Origin of the sequence: Azospirillum sp. (genome assembly GCF_035627195.1) — a bacterium.
Lineage (GTDB): Bacteria > Pseudomonadota > Alphaproteobacteria > Azospirillales > Azospirillaceae > Azospirillum.
Map to the genome: position 1 here is coordinate 1 of NZ_DASPMG010000271.1, position 18,519 is coordinate 18,519.

The 18,519-nt window shown below is 68.8% G+C and carries 18 protein-coding genes and 1 pseudogene; 12 read left to right on the forward strand and 7 right to left on the reverse strand.

Annotation, left to right across the window (positions count from 1 at the left end; genetic code table 11):
- From VED21_RS24985 to hpaI, 9 genes and pseudogenes are all read left to right on the forward strand, one after another.
- Positions 1-265 (forward strand): annotated as a pseudogene (locus VED21_RS24985) (C4-dicarboxylate transporter); the annotation flags it as partial.
- Between the two features lie 21 nt (positions 266-286).
- Positions 287-817, forward strand: a complete 531-nt coding sequence (locus VED21_RS24990) for a TRAP transporter small permease (RefSeq protein ID WP_324887139.1) — start codon at positions 287-289, stop codon at positions 815-817.
- Positions 814-2,145 carry a TRAP transporter large permease gene (locus VED21_RS24995; protein ID WP_324887142.1) on the forward strand — a complete coding sequence of 444 codons (1,332 nt, stop codon included), beginning with the start codon at positions 814-816 and terminating at the stop codon, positions 2,143-2,145. The genes VED21_RS24990 and VED21_RS24995 overlap by 4 nt, the downstream gene beginning before the upstream one ends.
- A 3-nt stretch (positions 2,146-2,148) precedes the next feature.
- A complete protein-coding gene (locus tag VED21_RS25000) occupies positions 2,149-2,817 on the forward strand; it encodes a fumarylacetoacetate hydrolase family protein (protein WP_324887144.1) in 669 nt (222 codons plus the stop codon).
- On the forward strand, positions 2,814-3,554 hold the full coding sequence (locus VED21_RS25005; RefSeq protein WP_324887147.1) for a fumarylacetoacetate hydrolase family protein: 741 nt from the start codon (positions 2,814-2,816) through the stop codon (positions 3,552-3,554). Before VED21_RS25000 ends, VED21_RS25005 begins: the two co-directional genes overlap by 4 nt.
- Before the next feature lie 29 nt (positions 3,555-3,583).
- On the forward strand, positions 3,584-4,435 hold the full coding sequence (gene hpaD / locus VED21_RS25010) for a 3,4-dihydroxyphenylacetate 2,3-dioxygenase (RefSeq protein ID WP_324887149.1): 852 nt from the start codon (positions 3,584-3,586) through the stop codon (positions 4,433-4,435).
- A 14-nt stretch (positions 4,436-4,449) separates the two neighbouring features.
- The gene (locus tag VED21_RS25015; protein ID WP_324887151.1) at positions 4,450-4,839 is read left to right on the forward strand and encodes a 5-carboxymethyl-2-hydroxymuconate Delta-isomerase; all 390 of its coding nucleotides are present in this window, start codon (positions 4,450-4,452) and stop codon (positions 4,837-4,839) included.
- A 6-nt stretch (positions 4,840-4,845) separates the two neighbouring features.
- Positions 4,846-5,649, forward strand: a complete 804-nt coding sequence (gene hpaH, locus VED21_RS25020) for a 2-oxo-hept-4-ene-1,7-dioate hydratase (protein WP_324887153.1) — start codon at positions 4,846-4,848, stop codon at positions 5,647-5,649.
- Positions 5,650-5,660: 11 nt separating this feature from the next.
- Positions 5,661-6,455, forward strand: a complete 795-nt coding sequence (gene hpaI, locus VED21_RS25025) for a 4-hydroxy-2-oxoheptanedioate aldolase (RefSeq protein ID WP_324887155.1) — start codon at positions 5,661-5,663, stop codon at positions 6,453-6,455.
- 72 nt (positions 6,456-6,527) lie between these two features.
- On the opposite strand, the gene VED21_RS25030 is transcribed toward hpaI, so the two are convergent.
- Positions 6,528-6,800 carry a DUF4242 domain-containing protein gene (locus VED21_RS25030; RefSeq protein WP_324887158.1) on the reverse strand — a complete coding sequence of 91 codons (273 nt, stop codon included), beginning with the start codon at positions 6,798-6,800 and terminating at the stop codon, positions 6,528-6,530.
- A gap of 156 nt (positions 6,801-6,956) precedes the next feature.
- Positions 6,957-7,484 carry a homoprotocatechuate degradation operon regulator HpaR gene (gene hpaR, locus VED21_RS25035; protein ID WP_324887159.1) on the reverse strand — a complete coding sequence of 176 codons (528 nt, stop codon included), beginning with the start codon at positions 7,482-7,484 and terminating at the stop codon, positions 6,957-6,959.
- 159 nt (positions 7,485-7,643) lie between these two features.
- Between hpaR and hpaE the strand changes: the two genes are divergently transcribed.
- Positions 7,644-9,167 (forward strand): 5-carboxymethyl-2-hydroxymuconate semialdehyde dehydrogenase, encoded by a 1,524-nt coding sequence (gene hpaE, locus VED21_RS25040; RefSeq protein WP_324887161.1) that lies wholly within the window; start codon positions 7,644-7,646, stop codon positions 9,165-9,167.
- A gap of 123 nt (positions 9,168-9,290) precedes the next feature.
- Here hpaE and pflA read toward each other — a convergent pair whose 3' ends face one another.
- The 3 genes from pflA to VED21_RS25055 all read right to left on the reverse strand — a co-directional run bounded on the left by pflA (position 9,291) and on the right by VED21_RS25055 (position 14,234).
- Positions 9,291-10,064 carry a pyruvate formate-lyase-activating protein gene (gene pflA, locus VED21_RS25045; RefSeq protein WP_324887163.1) on the reverse strand — a complete coding sequence of 258 codons (774 nt, stop codon included), beginning with the start codon at positions 10,062-10,064 and terminating at the stop codon, positions 9,291-9,293.
- Positions 10,065-10,069: 5 nt separating this feature from the next.
- Positions 10,070-12,355: a formate C-acetyltransferase gene (pflB, locus tag VED21_RS25050; protein WP_324887165.1), complete on the reverse strand. Its 2,286-nt coding sequence runs from the start codon at positions 12,353-12,355 to the stop codon at positions 10,070-10,072.
- Between the two features lie 70 nt (positions 12,356-12,425).
- Entirely contained in the window at positions 12,426-14,234 is a 1,809-nt protein-coding gene (locus tag VED21_RS25055; RefSeq protein ID WP_324887167.1) for a carbon starvation protein A, read from the reverse strand.
- 239 nt (positions 14,235-14,473) lie between these two features.
- On the opposite strand from VED21_RS25055, the gene VED21_RS25060 reads away from it, so the two are divergent.
- Positions 14,474-14,656: a CstA-like transporter-associated (seleno)protein gene (locus VED21_RS25060; protein ID WP_324887169.1), complete on the forward strand. Its 183-nt coding sequence runs from the start codon at positions 14,474-14,476 to the stop codon at positions 14,654-14,656.
- Positions 14,657-14,690: 34 nt separating this feature from the next.
- Here the strand turns inward: VED21_RS25060 and btsR are convergent, their stop codons facing one another.
- Both btsR and VED21_RS25070 read right to left on the reverse strand, forming a co-directional pair.
- Positions 14,691-15,410 (reverse strand): two-component system response regulator BtsR, encoded by a 720-nt coding sequence (gene btsR, locus VED21_RS25065; RefSeq protein ID WP_324887171.1) that lies wholly within the window; start codon positions 15,408-15,410, stop codon positions 14,691-14,693.
- Positions 15,407-17,101 (reverse strand): sensor histidine kinase, encoded by a 1,695-nt coding sequence (locus tag VED21_RS25070; RefSeq protein ID WP_324887173.1) that lies wholly within the window; start codon positions 17,099-17,101, stop codon positions 15,407-15,409. The genes btsR and VED21_RS25070 overlap by 4 nt, the downstream gene beginning before the upstream one ends.
- A 349-nt stretch (positions 17,102-17,450) precedes the next feature.
- Here VED21_RS25070 and VED21_RS25075 point away from each other — a divergent pair, with 349 nt between their 5' ends.
- Positions 17,451-18,494 carry an aliphatic amidase gene (locus VED21_RS25075; RefSeq protein WP_324887175.1) on the forward strand — a complete coding sequence of 348 codons (1,044 nt, stop codon included), beginning with the start codon at positions 17,451-17,453 and terminating at the stop codon, positions 18,492-18,494.
- The last annotated feature ends 25 nt before the right edge of the window (positions 18,495-18,519 follow it).

An 18,519-nucleotide genomic window follows, 5' to 3' on the forward strand; every position in this document is an offset into this window, starting at 1 on the left:
CGACCTGAAGGCCGCGGTGGACCGCAACAGCGGCCCGGCGCTGGTCGAGACCTTCGGCCGCGTGTGGGACGAGGCCGCCACGTCCACCCGCAAGCTGGTCCTGGCCGAGGGCGGCACCATCACCCGGCAGTCCGCCGTCGATTACGAGGCCATGCGCACCGCCGCCAGGGCGGTCGAGGAGGAGTGGGTGAAGGACATGACGGCCAAGGGCATCGACGCCGCGGCGCTGGCCGCCTCCGCCCGCAGCCTCGCCGCCGCCCACTGATCCCCGGCCGGGTGCGGGACGATGAACGAGCCGATCGGAATTCCCATCGAGCTGGCGCCGCACGACGTGGTCGAGCGGGCGCTGATCCAGGCGGCCAAGGGCTTCGCGCTGCTGGGCGGGGCGGCGCTCCTGGGGCTGATCGCGATGTCGCTGGTGTCGATCGTCGGGCGCAAGCTGGCGAACGCGCCGATCACCGGCGACGTCGAGATGATGCAGGCCGGCACGGCGGCCGCCGCGGCCGCCCTGCTGCCCTACTGCACCATCCAGGGTGAGCACCTGCGCGTCGACTTCTTCACCGAGAAGGCGCCGGCGTGGCTGCGCCGCCCGCTGGATGGGGTGGCGGACCTGCTGCTGGCGCTGGTCATGGCGGTGCTGGCGTGGCGCACCGGGCTGCAGGCTGTCGACATCCGCGAGGCGGGGGAGGTGACGCCGCTGCTCTCCATCCCCGTGTGGCTGCCGGTGGCGGCGCTGGTGCCCAGCCTGGCGCTGACCGCGGCCTGCGCCGCGCACCGCGCCGTCCGTGATTTCGTGGGCGAGGAGGATGAGGGATGAGCGGCACCGCGGTCGGTCTGGCCGGCTTCGCCGGGCTCCTGGCGCTGCTGGCGCTGCGCCTGCACATCGGTGTGGCCATGGCGCTGGCGGGGGCGGGCATCTATCTGGTGATCAACGGCGGCAACACGCTGGCGCTGCTGTTCACGCTGAACAACCTCGTCTACGCGCGCTTCTCCAACTACGACCTCGCGGTCATCCCGCTGTTCCTGCTGATGGGGCAGTTCGCCACGCACGGCGGGCTGTCGCGCGCACTGTTCCGGGCGGCGGGGGCGCTGATCGGGCACTGGCGCGGCGGGCTGGCCATGGCCTCCACGGCGGCCTGCGCCGCCTTCGGCGCCATCTGCGGGTCGTCGCTGGCGACCGCCGCGACCATGGGGCAGGTGGCGCTGCCGGAGCTGCAGCGCTACGGCTACTCCGGCCGGCTGGCGACGGGCACGCTGGCGGCCAGCGGCACGCTGGGCATCCTGATCCCGCCGTCGGTGCCGCTGGTGGTCTATGCGGTGCTGACGCAGGAATCGATCGGCAAGCTGTTCGTCGCCGCCGTGGTGCCGGGCATCATCGCGGCGCTCGGCTACCTCGCCGTCATCTTCCTGATCGTGCGGCGCGACCCGGCCGCCGGCCCGGCCAGCGCGCCCGTGCCGTGGAAGGAGCGGCTGCTGGCGCAGATCAACATCCTGCCGGTGCTGCTGGTCTTCCTGGTGGTGATCGTCGGCATCTACGGCGGCTGGGCCAACCCGACGGAGGCCGCGTCCATCGGTGCGGCGGCGTGCGGGATCATCGCGCTGCTGTCCGGCGGCATGAAGCTGAAGGACCTGGTGCAGAGCCTGTACGGCACGGCGCAGGCGACGGCGATGATCTTCCTGGTGCTGCTGGGGGCGGACCTGCTGAACTCCGCACTCGCCATCTCGCAGATGCCGAACGAGCTGGCGGAGTGGGTGAAGAACAGCGGCCTGCCGCCCTTGCTGGTGCTGTTCACCATCATCGCGGTCTACATCCTGCTGGGCTGCGTCATGGACTCGCTGGCGATGATCCTGCTGACCATTCCGATCTTCTATCCCGTCGTCATGGGGCTGGAGTTCTTCGGCCTGTCGGCGGCGGACAAGTCGGTGTGGTTCGGCATCCTGGCGCTGATGGTGGTGGAGATCGGGCTGGTGCACCCGCCGGTCGGCATGAACCTGTACGTCATCAACAAGCTGGCCAAGGGCGTGCCGATGGGCGAGACGGCGCTGGGCGTGCTGCCCTTCCTGGCGTCGGACCTGCTGCGCATCCTGCTGCTGGTCTTCTTCCCCGGCGTCTGCCTCTGGCTCGTCACCGCCATCGGAGGGTGATTCATGAACACGACGGTCACGCCGCCCCCGGTGTCGGGGCTGGTCTACGGCACCATCCTGAACGACCGCCCCTCGCTGGAGCGGATGGGGGAGGCGCTGTCGCAGCCGCCCTACGGCAAGCCGCCGCGGGCGCCGGTGCTTTACATCAAGCCGTACAACACGCACGTCGGGACGGGGAGCACGGTGCGCCTGCCGCGGGGGGCGGACCGGGTGGACCTGGGCGCCACGCTGGGCGTCGTCGTCGGCGCGCCGGCCGCGCGGCTGAGCGAGGCGACCGCGCTGGACGCGGTGGCGGGCTACACGGCAGTCCTCGACCTGTCCTTGCCGAGTGCGAGCGTCTACCGCCCGCCGGTGCGGGAGAAGTGTTTCGACGGCGCCTGCCCGATGGGGCCGGAGGTGGTGGCGCGGGCCGCCGTGCCCGACCCCTCGGCGCTCACCGTGCGCACCTTCGTGAACGGGGCGGAGGTGGCGGTCCGCCGCCTGTCCGACCTCGTCCGCCCGGTGCCCCGGCTGCTGGCCGACGTGACGGAGTTCATGACGCTGAACCCCGGCGACGTGCTGCTGGCCGGCGTGGCGCTGGACCTGCCGCAGGCCGGTCCCGGCGACCGCGTCGCCGTGGAGATCGCCGGCGTCGGCCGCCTGGACATCATGCTGGAAGGAGACGCCCGATGAAGCGCGCCCGCGTCGCCTTCGAAGGGGCGATCCACCACGCCACGGAAGCGGACGGCAAGCTCCGCCTCGCCGAGGGCCGGTTGCTGGACGAAGCGGACGTGGTCTGGCTGCCGCCGGTGCAGCCGCGCACGGTCTTCGCGCTCGGCCTCAACTACGCCGACCATGCGAAGGAGCTGGCGTTCAAGGCGCCGGAGACGCCGCTGGTGTTCCTCAAAGGGCCCAACACCATCGTCGGCCACCGGGCGCGCACGCGTCGGCCGGTGGACGTGGCCTTCATGCATTACGAGTGCGAACTGGCCGTGGTCATCGGCCGCACCGCCCGTGACGTGCCGAAGGAACGGGCGCTGGAGATGGTGGCCGGCTACACGGTCGCCAACGACTACGCCGTCCGCGACTACCTGGAAAACTACTACCGCCCGAACCTGCGGGTGAAGAACCGCGACGGCTGCACGCCGCTCGGCCCCTGGCTGGTCGACGCGGCCGACGTGCCGGATCCGATGGACCTCACCTTGCGCACGCTGGTGAACGGCCGGGTGACACAGGAAGGGCACACGCGGGACATGATCTTCGACGTGCCGACGCTGATCACGTACCTGTCCTCCTTCATGACGCTGTCGCCGGGGGACGTGATCCTCACCGGCACGCCGGAGGGGCTGGTGGACGTGCGACCGGGCGACGAGGTGGTCACCGAGATCGAGGGGATCGGCCGGCTGGTCAACACCATAGCCGGCGCATAACAAGCAACGATAATCTGGAGGAGCGCACCATGGGCACGCTGGCACTCGCCGCCAAGATCACGCACGTCCCGTCCATGTACCTGTCGGAGCTGCCGGGGCCGAACCACGGCTGCCGCGCCGCCGCGATCGCCGGCCACCAGGAGATCGGCCGCCGCTGCCGCGACCTGGGCGTGGACACCATCGTGGTGTTCGACACGCACTGGCTGGTCAACTCCGGCTACCACATCAACTGCGCCGAACACTTCAGCGGCACCTACACCAGCAACGAGCTGCCGCACTTCATCAAGAACCTGGACTATGCCTATCCCGGCAACCCGCGCCTGGGCCACCTGATGGCGGACGCGGCGACCAAGGCCGGCGTGCTGACCCGCGCGCACGACCAGACCAGCCTGACGCTGGAGTACGGCACGCTGGTGCCCATGCGCTACATGAACGAGGACCAGCGGTTCAAGGTGGTGTCCATCTCCGCGATGTGCACCGTGCACAACCTGCCGGACAGCGCAGCATTGGGCCGCGCCGTCCGCACGGCGATCGAGGAGGAATACGACGGCACCGTGGCGATCTTCGCCAGCGGGTCGCTGTCGCACCGCTTCGCGCAGAACGGCGTGTCTGACCAGTACCTGAACAAGATCTGGGACCCGTTCCTGGAGCAGGTCGACCTGCGCGTGGTCGAGCTGTGGGAGAAGGGCGACTGGAAGACCTTCACCGCCATGCTGCCGATGTACGCCGACAAGTGCTGGGGCGAGGGCTTCATGCACGACACGGCGATGCTGCTGGGCGCCCTGGGCTGGGATGAATACCAGGGCAAGGTGGAGGTGGTGACGCCGTACTTCCCCAGCTCCGGCACCGGCCAGATCAACGCGGTCTTCCCGGTCCGCTGAGGGGGAGCCGAGCGATGCCGCACGTCATCGTCGAATACACCGACAACATCGCCGCCGAGGCGCGCATGCCGGAGCTGCTGGCGGCGATCAACGGCGTCCTGATCGCCCAGGGCGGCGTGTTCCCGACCGGCGGCATCCGCTCGCGCGCCATCCGCCTGACCGACTACCGCGTCGCCGACGGGGCGGAGGACGACGCCTTCGTCCACGTCACGCTGAAGATCGGCTCCGGCCGGCCGGAGGAGGTCAGGAAGAAGGCGTGCGACGAGCTGTTCGCCGCCATCAAGGACCATTTCGCCGAGCTGTTCGCCCGCCGCTACCTGGCGCTGTCGATGGAGCTGATCGAGTTCAGCGAGGGCGGCACCTACAAGCACAACAACATCCACGCGCGCTTCAAGAAGGCCTGACCGCCCATGCTCTCCCCCGACATCATCCGCGCCGCGGCCCATCGCCTGAACGAGGCCGAGCGGACGCGCACGCCGGTGCGCCAGATCTCCCTCGACCATCCCGAGATCACCATCGAGGACGCCTACGCCATCCAGCGCGCCTGGGTGCAGCTGAAGCTGGCCGAGGGGCGCACGGTGTGGGGCCACAAGATCGGCCTGACGTCCCGCGCCATGCAGCAGTCGTCGCAGATCGACGAGCCGGACTACGGCACGCTGCTGGACGACATGGTGTTCGCCGACGGCGGCGACGTGCCCATCGGCCGCTTCATCGCGCCGATGGTGGAGGTGGAGCTGGCCTTCGTGCTGAAGGAACGGCTGAAGGGCACGGGCGTCACCATCTTCGACGTGCTGTCGGCGACCGACTACGTGGTGCCGGCGGTGGAGATCATCGACGCCCGCTGCCACCGCGTGGACCCGGAAAGCAAGCGCCCGCGCAAGGTGATGGACACCATCTCCGACAACGCCGCCAACGCCGGCATCGTGCTGGGCGGCCGGCCGATGCGGCCGATGGAAGTGGACCTGCGCTGGGTCTCGGCACTGCTCTACCGCAACGGCGTCATCGAGGAGACGGGGGTGGCGGCCGGCGTGCTGAACCACCCGGCCAACGGCATCGCGTGGCTGGCGAAGAAATTCGCGCCGCACGACGTGGCGCTGGAGCCGGGACAGGTGGTGCTGGCCGGATCCTTCACCCGGCCGGTGCCGGTGAAGGCGGGCGACACGGTGCACGCCGACTACGGCCCCTTCGGCTCCATCGCCTTCCGCTTCGCCTGAGGAGACGCCCGATGAACGTGTTCAAGGCCGCTCTTCAGGCCGCCCGTCCCCAATACGGCCTGTGGCTCGGCCTTGCCGACGGCTATTGCGCGGAGATCGCCGCCGGGGCCGGCTTCGACTGGCTGCTGATCGACGGGGAGCACGCGCCCAACGACCTGCGCAGCGTGCTGGCCCAGCTGCAGGCCGTCGCCCCCTACCGCAGCCACCCGATCGTCCGCCCGGTGACCGGCGACACGGCGGTGATCAAGCAGTTGCTCGACATCGGCGCGCAGACCCTGCTGGTGCCGATGGTGGAGAGTGCGGAGCAGGCGGCGGCGCTGGTCGCCGCCACCCGCTATCCGCCGCACGGCGTGCGCGGGGTGGGCAGCGCCCTGGCGCGCGCCTCGCGCTGGAACCGCCGCGCGCGGTACCTGCACGAGGCGGATGCGGAGGTCTGCCTGCTGGTGCAGGTGGAATCGCGCCGCGGGCTGGAGAACCTGGACGCCATCACGGCGGTGGAGGGGGTGGACGGCGTGTTCTTCGGCCCGGCCGACCTCGCCGCCTCGCTGGGACACCTGGGCCAGCCGGGCCATCCGGAGGTGCGCGCCGCCATCGAGGACGGCATCGCCCGCGTCGCCGCGGCCGGCAAGGCGCCCGGCGTGCTGGCGACCGACGAGGCGCTGGCGCGCGGCTATGCCGCCAAGGGCGCGCTGTTCGTCGGCGTCGGCGTGGACACGACGCTGTACGCCCGCGCGCTGGGCGCCCTGGCGGCGACGTTCTGCGGCGACGGCGCGGCGCAGCCGGAGAAGCCGTCGGGTGGGTATTGATCGGGCGGGTATTGATATGGAATGCCAAGCGGGCCGAGGTGCCGGAGCGCATCGGCCCGCAAAGGATGGCCGCTATTCGGCCGTCGTAGGATCAATGGTGGCCCGAACGACCGAGATCCGGTCAGCGGGGAACCCCCCCATCTGCGCGTGCTTGCGGATGACGTCCTCGTTCGTCGCGCGGTAGATGCAGTAGATCTTGTCGTCGGTGACATAGCTGTGGACCCATTGCGCGTCAGGCCCAAGCTCTCGCAACACGTCGCAGGACTTCTGCGCGGCGCCCTTCAGGTCGGCGGCGGAAAGCCGGCCAGCTCCGGGCATGTCTCTCTCGATGACGAACTGTGGCATGAGCGTTTCGTCGATGACCGACGCCTCCCTTGGCAATGCGCCAGCTTATGGTTATGGGACGCATCGATTATTTCCCCGGTGCCTGGCAATCCCAAGCGCGCAAAGGCGTATCTGCACCGTCGGATCCGGCGTGCGCTCAATTTGGGAACGGCGTCGTTACTCCTCGTCGTCGGGCGGCGGGTCGCCGTCCCCGGCGAGGCAGGCGGTCAGCGCCTCCAGTTCCGCGTACAGCGCGTCCAGGCGCTGGGTGCCGAAGGCCTGGGTGATCTCGGCGTAGCGGCGCTCGCTGTGCGGGCCGATGCCGGCGACCAGCGCGCGGCCGGTGGCGGAGATGGCGATCTGCACGGCGCGCAGGTCGCTCTCCTCGGCGGTGCGGACGGTGAGGCCGCGCTTCTCCAGCACCTTCAGGATGCGCGACAGGCTGGGCATGCTGATGCAGCTGACCCGTGCCAGCTCCCCGGCGCGCAGGCCGTCGACGGTGGTCAGCGCGCGCAGAACGCGCCACTGTTGCTCCGTCAGGTCGTGCTCGCGCAGCAGCGGGCGGAAGCGCGCCATCACCGCCTCGCGCGCCTTCAGCAGTGCCATGGGCAGCGAGCGCGAGAAGGCACGCAGATCCTCGCCCGGCGTGGGTTCGGCCAAAGGAGCGGTGGTGGCGGTCTTCGTGCGTCGCAAGGCCGTGTCCATGCTGGTGTCCTGGAGTGCCGGGAGGATAGCGCGGCGGCGCCGGTTGCGAAACCGCTTGACAGGCGCCGCAAGTTACATAACATGTTAAATATTAACATCGCAACGATAACGGCCGGGGCACCCGTGCCGCACCCGAGCCCCCTTAGGGAGTGTAACGCCATGACCAGCGCATTCGACACCAACCGGACCAAGGCAGAAGGGTACCTCGCCCGCTTCCGGGACAAGCCGCTCGGCCACTTCATCGATGGCCGGCCGGTGGCGGGTGCTCCGGCCGCGCTGTTCGACAATCTCTCGCCCATTGACGGCGGCGTGATCAACAAGGTCGCGGCCGGCACCGCCGCCGACGTGGACGCGGCGGCCAGGGCCGCGCAGGCGGCGTTCCCGGCCTGGGCGGCGCTGCCCGGCGACAAGCGCCGCGCCATCCTGCACCGCATCGCCGACCTGATCGTCGCGCGCGGCGAGGAGATCGCGCTGGTCGAGAGCATGGACACCGGCCAGCCCATCCGCTTCATGAGCAAGGCGGCCGAACGCGGGGCGGAGAACTTCCGCTTCTACGCGGACCGCGCGCCGGAGGCAGGCAACGGCCTGTCGCTGCCGGCCAAGGAGCATTTGAACTACACGGTGCGCCAGCCGATCGGGCCGGTGGCGGTGATCACGCCGTGGAATACGCCCTTCATGCTGTCCACCTGGAAGATCGCCCCGGCGCTGGCCGCCGGCTGCACCGTCGTGCACAAGCCGGCGGAGTGGAGCCCGCTGACCGCCATGCTGCTGGCCGAGATTATGACGGAGGCCGGCGTGCCGGCCGGCGTCGTCAACCTCGTCAACGGGCTGGGCGAGGAGGCGGGCAAGACGCTGACCGAGCATCCGGCCATCAAGGCGGTGGCGTTCGTCGGCGAATCCTCCACCGGCGGCCACATCATGGCGCAGGGTGCGCCGACGCTGAAGCGCGTGCATTTCGAGCTGGGCGGCAAGAACCCGGTGATCGTCTTCGACGACGCCGACCTGGACCGCGCACTCGATGCCGTGGTGTTCATGATCTACAGCCTGAACGGCCAGCGCTGCACCTCGTCCTCGCGCCTGCTGGTGCAGCGCGGCGTGCACGACGCCTTCGTGGCGCGGCTGGCGGAGCGCGTGACGCGCATCCGCGTCGGCCACCCGCTGGACCCGCAGACGGAGGTCGGGCCGCTGATCCACCGCCGCCATCTGGACAAGGTGCTGGGCTATTGCGGCATCGCGCGCAGCGACGGCGCGGAGGTGCGCGTCGGCGGCGTCCGGGCCGAGGAGATGGGGGATGAGGGCAACTACGTCCGCCCGACGCTGTTCACCGGTGCCGACAGCCGCATGCGCATCGCGCAGGAGGAGATCTTCGGCCCCGTCCTGACGGTCATTCCGTTCGACGACGAGGCCGAGGCGGTGCGGATCGCCAACGACGTGCAGTACGGCCTTGCCGGCTACATCTGGACCGGCGACGTCGGCCGCGCCAACCGCGTGGCGCTGGCGCTGGAGGCCGGCATGGTGTGGGTCAACTCGGAGAACAACCGGCACCTGCCCACGCCCTTCGGCGGCACCAAGGCCAGCGGCATCGGCCGCGACGGCGGCGACTACAGCTTCGACTTCTACATGGAGACGAAGAACATCTGCGTGGCGCTGGGCACGCACGCGATTCCGAAGCTGGGGGTATGAGGGGAGCCCCCTCCCGGCTTCGCTTGCGCTCAGCCACCCTCCCCCGCGTTGCGGTGGAGGGTATAGCGGCGGCAGTCCCCTCCACCGCAACGCGGGGGAGGGTTAGGGAGGGGGCAGAAGCCCTTACGGCGCCGTCAGCCCCGCCGCGCGGAAGGTGTCGCGCACCCGGCCGGTCAGTTCGGCCGAGGGGGGCTGGGTGTCGGTCAGGCGGTAGGGGCGGCCCAGGGCCTGCCACTTGGTCTCGCCCATCTTGTGGAAGGGCAGAACGTCCACCCGCTCCACCACCTCCAGACCGGCGGCGAACTCGGCCAGTCCTTCGATCTCCTTGAGGTCGTCGGTCAGGCCGGGCACCAGGACGTAGCGCAGCCAGATGGGCTTGCGCAGGGCGCTCAACCGCTCGGCGAACGCCAGCGTCGGGCGCAGCGGCACGGTGGTCAGGTTGCGGTGGGTCAATTCCTTGAACGCCTTGATGTCGAGCAGCACGAGGTCGACGTCGTCCAGCAGATGGTCGTCGGCGTGGCTGCCCAGGAAGCCGGAGGTGTCCAGCGCGGTGTGCAGGCCCAGCTCCTTGCAGCCGCGCAGGATGGCGGCGGTGAACTCCGGCTGCACCAGCGGCTCGCCGCCGCTCAGCGTCACGCCGCCCTTGGCGCGCGTCAGGAAGTCGGCGTAGGTGCCGATCTCCTGCACGATCTCGGTCGAGTAGACGGGCTTGCCGTCGTGCAGGTGCTGGGTGTCGGGGTTGTGGCAGTACTGGCAGCGCAGCGGGCAGCCGGACAGGAACAGGACGAACCGGATGCCCGGCCCGTCCACGGTCCCGCCGGTTTCAACGGAGTGAACCCAGCCGCGCACCGCCCCCGAAGGGGCGGCGCCGGCCGGCATGGTGCTAGTGCTTGGCATGGCCCTTAATGCTTCGCATGAAAGGTCCGGTTGACGACGTCGAGCTGCTGCTCGCGCGTCAGCTTGATGAAATTCACCGCGTAGCCGGACACCCGGATGGTCAGCTGCGGGTACAGCTCCGGATGATCCATGGCGTGCAGCAGCGTCTCGCGGTCGAAGACGTTGACGTTCATGTGGTGGCCGCCCTGGGCGAAGTAGCCGTCCAGCATGCCCACCAGATTCGCCACCCGTTCGCCCTCCGTCGGGCCCAAGGCGCCCGGCACGATGGTGAAGGTGTAGCTGATGCCGTCCTGCGCGTCGGCGTAGGGCAGCTTCGCCACGGACGCCATAGACGCGATGGCGCCCTTCTTGTCGCGGCCGTGCATCGGGTTGGCGCCCGGCGCGAACGGCTCGCCCGCCTTGCGCCCGTCCGGCGTCGAGCCGGTTTTCTTGCCGTACACCACGTTGGACGTGATGGTCAGCACCGACTGCGTCGGCAGGGCGTTGCGGTAGGCCTTCTGCTTGCGGATGCAGGCCATGAAGGTCTCGACCACCCACACGGCGATATCGTCCACGCGCGCGTCGTTGTTGCCGAACGCCGGGTATTCGCCCTCGATCGCAAACTCGGTTGCCAGCCCGCGCGCGTCGCGCACCACCTTGACCGTGGCGTGCCTGATCGCCGACAGGCTGTCCGCCACCACGCTCAGGCCGGCGATGCCGCAGGCCATGGTGCGCAGCACGTCGCGGTCGTGCAGCGCCATCTCCAGCCGCTCGTACATGTACTTGTCGTGCGAATAGTGGATGGCGTTCAGCGTGTTCATGTACGCCTTGGCCAGCCACTCCATCATCGGCACGAACTTCGCCACGACATCGTCGTACTCCAGCACGTCGCCGGTGACGGGCGCGAAGGTGGGGCCGACCTGCTCGCCCGACACCTCGTCCTTGCCGCCGTTGATGGCGTACAGCAGCGTCTTGGCGAGGTTGGCGCGCGCGCCGAAGAACTGCATCTGCTTGCCGATGCGCATGGCCGACACGCAGCAGGCGATGCCGTAGTCGTCGCCCCAGAACGGGCGCATCAGGTCGTCGTTCTCGTACTGCACCGAGCAGGTCTTGATGGAGGTCTCGGCGCAGAACGCCTTGAAGCCCTCCGGCAGCTGTTCCGACCACAGCACGGTCAGGTTCGGCTCCGGCGCCGGGCCGAGGTTGTTGAGCGAGTTCAGCATGCGGAAGCTGCTCTTCGTCACCAGCGTGCGGCCGTCCAGGCCCATGCCGCCGATGCACTCCGTCACCCAGGTCGGATCGCCGGAGAACAGCTGGTCGTATTCCGGCGTACGCAGGAAACGGACCAGACGCAGCTTGATGACGAACTGGTCGATCAGCGCCTGCGCCTCGACCTCGCACAGCGTGCCTTCCTTGATGTCACGCTCGATGTAGGCGTCGAGGAAGCTGGAGACGCGGCCCAGCGACATGGCCGCCCCGTTGGCCTCCTTCACCGCGGCGAGGTAGGCCAGATACGTCCACTGCACGGCCTCCTGCGCGGTGGATGCGGGGCGCTTGACGTCGAAGCCGTAGCTGGCGGCCATCTCGACCAGTTCGCCCAGCGCCTTGATCTGTTCGCTGATCTCCTCGCGCAGGCGCAGCGTCTCGTCGTCGATGCGGTCGAGTTCGAGGGACTTGAGCTGGTCCTTCTTGTCCTGGATCAGGAAATCGGCGCCGTAGAGGGCGAGGCGGCGGTAGTCGCCGATGATGCGGCCGCGCCCATAGGCGTCGGGCAGGCCGGTGATGACGCCGGACTTGCGGCAGCGCAGCATCTCGTCGGTGTAGACGTCGAAGACACCGTCGTTGTGCGTCTTGCGCAGGCGCGGGAAGATCTCCTCCAGCTTCGGCGAGGGGGTGAAGCCGTAGGCCTCCAGGCCGTTCTTCACCATGCGCCAGCCGCCGAACGGCATGAGGGAGCGCTTGAGAGGCTTGTCGGTCTGCAGGCCGACGATGGTCTCCAGCTCACGGTCGATGTAGCCCGGCGCGTGCGAGACGATGGAGGAGAAGGTTTCGGTGTCGGCGTCGAGCACGCCGCCCTTGGCCGCGCGTTCCGCCTTCAGCAGGTCCTTGACGGTGTCCCAGAGCGCCTTGGTCTTGCCGGTGGCGCCGGCCAGGAAGCTGGCGTCGCCTTCGTACGGGCGGGCGTTCTTGACGATGAAGTCGCGGACGTTGACGTCACGCTGCCAGGCGCCGGGCTTGAAGCCGCGCCAGGGATCGGCCGCCGGCGTCCGCGCCAGCGAAGCGACAACGTGTTCGGTCAACAGGGTGTCCATGGTCGTAACCCTCGTGATGGGGGAGGATGCCGCCTCGGCGGCATCCCCATCTCTGTTCGTGGTCGAATGGTTATTCCGCGGCGGTAGGTACCAGACCGGACGGGGCGGAAACCTTGATCCGGATCAGTTCTTTCCACTTCCGCAGGGCGGCGATCAGGATGATGAAGCCCAGCGTCAGCATGATGATCGAGATGCCGGCGTTGAACGGGTTGTACCCCTTGGCCGCCGGGTTCAGGTAGACGTTGGCGATCATCCAGTAGCCGGCGACGTTCACGGTGACGAACAGGTAGGCCAGCGGAACCAGGCAGGTCAGCATGTAGATCCGCTTCTGCGACAGGCGCAGGATGATGGTGGCGCCGATGATCAGGCCGACCGAGGCCATCAGCTGGTTCGACACCCCGAACAGCGCCCACACCGAGTTGATGTCGCCCGACGTCAGCAGGTAACCCCAGGCCAGGCAGGCCAGCACGCTGGCGACGATCGAACCGGGCATCCAGTCCAGCCGCTTCATCGGGGCGTAGACGTCGCCGATCAGGTCCTGGATCAGGTAGCGGGCGACGCGGGTGCCGCTGTCCACGGCCGTCAGGATGAACACCGCCTCGAACATGATGACGAATTGGAAGAAGTAGGACGCGAGGTGGTTGAACCAGGGGATGCGGGTGAAGATCTCGGTCATGCCGACGGCCAGCGTCACGGCGCCGCCGGTGCGGCCGTAGAGGTCGAGGCCGATGGCCTGGCTGAGGCGCGGCAGGTCCACCACCTCCATGCCCAGCGCCTTGAAGACCGCCGGGGTCGAGTTGATGGCGAAGTAGTCGGCCGGGTGCAGGGCGGTGGCGGCGATCAGCGCCATGACGCCGACCATGCATTCCGCCAGCATGGCGCCGAAGGCCACGGTGCGGATGTCGCTCCACTTGTCGATCAGCTTCGGCGTGGTGCCCGAGCCGATGAAGGCGTGGAAGCCGGAGATGGCGCCGCAGGCAATGGTGATCGAGATGAAGGGCCACACCGGGCCGTTCAGCACGGGGCCGCCGCCGGCGATGAAGTCGGTGAGCGCCGGGAAGCGGATCTCCGGGTTGATGAAGACGACGCCGACGACCAGGGCGCCGAACACGCCGATCTTCATGAAGCTGGACAGGTAGCCGCGCGGGGTCAGCAGCATCCACACCGGCAGCGCGGTGGCGAAGAAGGCGTAGATCGGCAGCGCCACCGCGACGGTTTCCTTGTGCAGCGTCAGCCAGTCGCCCAGCATCGTGCCCTGCAGGTACGGGCCGGCGACGACGGAGGCGGCGATGGCGGCGATGCCGACGTAGGTGGCCCCCTTGGACGAGCCGGTGTAGCGCTCGTACAGGCCCAGCGCCATGGCGATCGGGATCGTCATGAACACCGCGAAGGCGCCCCACGCGTTGCGTTCCAGCGCGTGGACGACGACCATCGACAGGCCGGCCATGGTGATGGTGATGATGAACAGCATCGCCAAGCCCGTGCACCAGCCGGCGACGGGGCCGAGTTCGGCCTTCGCGACCTCGGACAGTGACTGCCCCTTGTGCTTCATCGAGGCGAACAGCACGACCGTGTCGTGCACCGCACCGCCGATGACGCAGCCGATCAGCAGCCACAGGAAGCCCGGCAGGTAGCCGAACTGGGCGGCGAGCACGGGTCCCACCAGCGGGCCGGCGGCGGCGATGGCCGCGAAGTGCTGGCCGGCGTTGACCCATTTCTTGGTGGGGACGTAGTTGCGGCCGTCCGCGAGCGTGTGGGACGGCGTGACTTCCGAATCATCGGCACGGAGGACCTTGCGCACAAAGAACACGCCGTAAAAGCGGTAGCAGAGTGCCAGGACGCAGAGTGTCGCGATCACAAACGTAATGGCGTGATCCATGACGGCTCTCCTTGGGAAGGATCTGAGCCGACGCTACTCCCGGCGGGAACCCGGGTGGGGCGGGAAGCCGGGAGCGGCGGAATGGGGATGCCGAGCGGTCGCCGGGAGGGGGCGAGCGGCGCCGCTGGGGTGCCGTGGAGCGCCGCTCGAGCCGGTCATGGCGCCGCTGGCCGGGATCGGCGGTGACGGGGATTCGCGGCGGGCGCAGCATGGCGGTGAACCGGAGTTGCGAGGTCCCCATGCCGACGACCGTCATCCGCACCGCCTGGACCGGCCTGTGCCGGATCCTGAAGGACGATTCCTACGAGCGCTACCTGGAAGAACAGGCGCGCGTCGCCCCGGACGAGCCGCCGCTCGACCGGCAGACCTTCAAGAAGAAGCAGATCCTGCTGACTCTGGGACGGGGGTGTTGCGGGCGGTAAGAGTCCCTCTCCCGCCCAAGGAGAGGGGTTTTGGTTACCCGATCCCCAGCCGCTCCTTGAGCGCACCCAGGAAGCGGCGGCTGACGGGCACCGTGTGCCCGCCCAGGGTCAGGATCTCCGCCAAGCCGCCGTCCTGGAAACGGATCTCGCGGATGCGCTCGGGGTTCACCAGGTGCTGGCGGTGGCAGCGGAACAGGTGGCTCTTTTCCTGGAGCGTGTGCAGCGTCAGCTCGGTGAAGCGCTCCTGCCCGTCCTCGCCCACCACGTAGATGCCGGCGGGGCGGGAGACGACGTACTCCACGTCCTCCAGCTTCATCAGGGTGATGCGGTTCACCCCGGCGCAGGGGATCTGGCGCAGCTCGGCCGCCCCCTTCAGCACGCGCACGTCCTGCGGCGCGCGCTCGCGGCGCAGGTGCTGCAAGGTCTTCTCCAGCCGCGCCGGGTCGGCGGGCTTGAGCAGGTAGTCGAAGGCGTGTTCCTCGAAGGCCTGCACGGCGTACTCGTCGTGGGCGGTGAGGAAGACGATGCGCGGCATGCGCTCGGGGTCGAGCATGCTCAGCATCTCCAGGCCGCTGACGCGCGGCATCTGGATGTCGAGGAAGACCACGTCGGGCGACTGGCGGTTGATGGCGCCGATCGCCTCGATGGCGTTGGCGGCCTCGCCGATGATCTGGACGTCGGCCTCCTTCTCCAGCAGGCGGCGCAGCTCCTCGCGCGCCAGCGGCTCGTCGTCGACGATCAGGATGGTCATCATGCCGGGACCGCCTCCAGGGGGACGCGCAGGGTGATGCGGGTGGACACGTCGGGCTCGCACGCGACGGTGACGCCATAGCCGTCGCCGTGCCGGTTGCGGATGCGCCGGTCGACCAGGGTCATGCCCAGCCCGTCGCCGGCAGGCTTCTCCTGGTACAGGCCGGCGTTGTCCTCCACCGTCAGCAGCAGGTCGTCGCCGTCCCGCGCGGCGGAGATGCGCACGTGGCCGGCGTCCAGAAGCTGCGACGTGCCGTGCTTGATGGCGTTCTCCACCACGGGCTGGAGCGAGAAGGCCGGCAGGCGGGCGTGGCGCAGCTCGTCGGGCACGTCGATGTCCACGGTCAGGCGGCCGGTGAAGCGCGCCAGTTCGATCTGCAGGTAGGCGCTGACGTGCTCGATCTCGTCGCCCAGGGTGGCGATCTCGCTGGGGCGCTTGAGGTTCTTGCGGAAGAAGGTGGACAGGCTCTGCACCAGCTGGCGGGCGCGTTCGGGGTCGTTGCGGATGACGGCGGAGATGGTGTTCAGCGCGTTGAACAGGAAGTGCGGGTTGACCTGCGCGTGCAGCAGCTTGATCTCCGACTGCGCCAGCAGGGCCTTCTGCCGCTCGTACCGGCCGGCCAGGATCTGGCCGGAGAGCAGCCGGGCGATGCCTTCGCCCAGCGTGCGGTTGATGGTGGAGAAGATCTTGGTCTTCGGCTCGTACAGCTTGATGGCGCCGATCACCCGGTCGTCCTCGCCCACCAGCGGGATCACCAGCGAGGCGCCCAGCCGGCAGTGCGGGCTGATGGAGCACTGGTAGGCCACCTCGTTGCCGTCGGCGTAGAGGACCTGGTTGTTGGATATCGCCTGCAACGTCTGCGGGGAGGTGATGGGACGGCCCGGCAGGTGGTGGTCGTCGCCGATGCCGATGAAGGCCAGCAGCTTCTCGCGGTCGGTGATGGCGACGGCGCCCACCCCCGTCTCCTCGTAGATGATGCGGGCGACCCGCATGCTGTTTTCCTGGTTGAAGCCGCTGCGCAGCACGCCGTCGGCGCGCGCGGCGATCTTCAGCGCCTTGGCGGAGAAGGCGCTCGACTGCTCCTCGATCAGGGCGCGGCGGTCGAGCAGGATGCGCATGAACAGCGCCGCCCCCAGGGTGTTGGCGATGATCATCGGGGCGGCCACCACCTGCACCAGATGCACCGCCGCGTCGAACGGGCGGGCCACCGCCAGGATGATCAGCATCTGCATGATCTCGGCGACGAAGGTCACGGCGCCGACGCGCACGGGGTCGAACAGCGGGCCGATGCGGCCCTGCTTCACCATGTGCCGGTGCACCAGCCCGCCGATCAGCCCCTCCACCACCGTGGAGATGGCGCAGGCGGTGGCCGACATGCCGCCCAGCGAATAACGGTGCAGCCCGCCGGTCAGCCCGACCGACACGCCCACCGACGGTCCGCCCAGGATGCCGCCCAGCACGGCGCCGATGGCGCGGGTGTTGGCAATGGAATCGTCGATCTGCAGCCCGAAGTACGTCCCCATGATGCAGAAGACGGAGAAGATCAGGTAGCAGGCCAGCTTGTGCGGCCAGCGCACGGTGACGTGCGTCAGCGGGATGAACAGCGGCGTGCGGCTGAGCATGTACGCCACCACGAGGTAGACGCACATCTGCTGGAGCAGGGAGACGACGAGGCTGAACGGTTCGACGGGCATGACCGGCTGCTCTGGATAACGGGGGCCGGCGCGTCTCGGGTCGGGGCGCGGTAGCCGGTGGGGTGATCATGCGTCCCGGCCGGCAGGGCCTGTTGAGATATATTAGTACCGAACGGCCCCCGCAATGCGGCAAAAGGCCGGGCAGCCCTGCACCACGGTCGGGCGGCGCGGTCGGGCGCGCCGCGCTACGGCAAACCACGTATTGCCGCTTTCCCGGCCGGGATCGAGTATCGGGGAACAAAGCCCACAGCCGAACCCGGCAACGACGAGCATTCGTGGCGCCTTCTTCGGCTGCCGATGCCACGCGTCTGCTTGGCGGGACCGCCGGATCCACAACAAGGAGGCAGAGATGCTGCACGGCGATATTTCCAGCAGCCACGACACGGTCGGCGTCGCCGTCGTGAACTACAAGATGCCGCGCCTGCACACCAAGGCGCAGGTGCTGGAGAACGCGAACCGCATCGCCGACATGATCGTCGGCATGAAGACCGGCCTGCCGGGCATGGATCTGGTGATCTTCCCGGAATACTCGACGCACGGCATCATGTACGACGCCAAGGAGATGTACGAGACGGCCTCCACCATTCCCGGCGACGAGACGGAGATCTTCGCCGCCGCCTGCCGCAAGGCCAAGGTGTGGGGCGTCTTCTCCCTGACCGGCGAGCGGCACGAGCAGCACCCGCACAAGGCGCCCTACAACACGCTGATCCTGATGAACGACAAGGGCGAAATCGTTCAGAAATACCGCAAGATCATGCCGTGGGTGCCGATCGAGGGCTGGTATCCGGGCGACCGCACCTACGTGTCGGAGGGGCCGAAGGGGCTGAAGATCAGCCTGATCATCTGCGACGACGGCAACTACCCCGAGATTTGGCGCGACTGCGCCATGAAGGGGGCGGAGCTGGTGGTGCGCTGCCAGGGCTACATGTACCCGGCCAAGGACCAGCAGGTGCTGATGGCCAAGGCGATGGCGTGGGCCAACAACGTCTACGTCGCGGTCGCCAACGCCGCCGGGTTCGACGGCGTGTACTCCTATTTCGGCCACTCGGCCATCATCGGCTTCGACGGCCGCACGCTGGGCGAATGCGGGGAGGAGGAGTACGGCATCCAGTACGCCCAGCTGTCCAAGTCGCTGATCCGCGACGCGCGGCGGAACATGCAGTCGGAGAACCACCTGTTCAAGCTGCTGCACCGCGGCTACACGGGCATGATCAACTCCGGCGACGGCGAGCAGGGGGCGGCGGAGTGCCCTTACGACTTCTACCGCCAGTGGATCGCCGACCCGGAAGCGACGCGCCGCAAGGTGGAGGCGCTGACGAGGCCGGCCGTCGGCACCCCGGAATGCCCGATCGACGGGATTCCGACGGAGGAGCTGGAGACTGTGGGGGATTGAGCGGCCTCTACTCCCTCCCCCGCCT

Excerpts from the sequence above, each read along its gene's own strand:
- hpaI (WP_324887155.1), top strand. The coding sequence starts at position 5,661 with ATGAACGTGTTCAAGGCCGCTCTTCAGGCCGCCCGTCCCCAATACGGC.
- VED21_RS25055 (WP_324887167.1), bottom strand. The coding sequence starts at position 14,234 with ATGGATCACGCCATTACGTTTGTGATCGCGACACTCTGCGTCCTGGCA.
- VED21_RS25000 (WP_324887144.1), top strand. The coding sequence starts at position 2,149 with ATGAACACGACGGTCACGCCGCCCCCGGTGTCGGGGCTGGTCTACGGC.
- btsR (WP_324887171.1), bottom strand. The coding sequence starts at position 15,410 with ATGATGACCATCCTGATCGTCGACGACGAGCCGCTGGCGCGCGAGGAG.
- hpaH (WP_324887153.1), top strand. The coding sequence starts at position 4,846 with ATGCTCTCCCCCGACATCATCCGCGCCGCGGCCCATCGCCTGAACGAG.
- pflB (WP_324887165.1), bottom strand. The coding sequence starts at position 12,355 with ATGGACACCCTGTTGACCGAACACGTTGTCGCTTCGCTGGCGCGGACG.
- VED21_RS25075 (WP_324887175.1), top strand. The coding sequence starts at position 17,451 with ATGCTGCACGGCGATATTTCCAGCAGCCACGACACGGTCGGCGTCGCC.
- VED21_RS24990 (WP_324887139.1), top strand. The coding sequence starts at position 287 with ATGAACGAGCCGATCGGAATTCCCATCGAGCTGGCGCCGCACGACGTG.
- VED21_RS24995 (WP_324887142.1), top strand. The coding sequence starts at position 814 with ATGAGCGGCACCGCGGTCGGTCTGGCCGGCTTCGCCGGGCTCCTGGCG.
- VED21_RS25030 (WP_324887158.1), bottom strand. The coding sequence starts at position 6,800 with ATGCCACAGTTCGTCATCGAGAGAGACATGCCCGGAGCTGGCCGGCTT.
- hpaR (WP_324887159.1), bottom strand. The coding sequence starts at position 7,484 with ATGGACACGGCCTTGCGACGCACGAAGACCGCCACCACCGCTCCTTTG.
- VED21_RS25070 (WP_324887173.1), bottom strand. The coding sequence starts at position 17,101 with ATGCCCGTCGAACCGTTCAGCCTCGTCGTCTCCCTGCTCCAGCAGATG.
- VED21_RS25005 (WP_324887147.1), top strand. The coding sequence starts at position 2,814 with ATGAAGCGCGCCCGCGTCGCCTTCGAAGGGGCGATCCACCACGCCACG.
- VED21_RS25060 (WP_324887169.1), top strand. The coding sequence starts at position 14,474 with ATGCCGACGACCGTCATCCGCACCGCCTGGACCGGCCTGTGCCGGATC.
- VED21_RS25015 (WP_324887151.1), top strand. The coding sequence starts at position 4,450 with ATGCCGCACGTCATCGTCGAATACACCGACAACATCGCCGCCGAGGCG.
- hpaE (WP_324887161.1), top strand. The coding sequence starts at position 7,644 with ATGACCAGCGCATTCGACACCAACCGGACCAAGGCAGAAGGGTACCTC.
- hpaD (WP_324887149.1), top strand. The coding sequence starts at position 3,584 with ATGGGCACGCTGGCACTCGCCGCCAAGATCACGCACGTCCCGTCCATG.
- pflA (WP_324887163.1), bottom strand. The coding sequence starts at position 10,064 with ATGCCAAGCACTAGCACCATGCCGGCCGGCGCCGCCCCTTCGGGGGCG.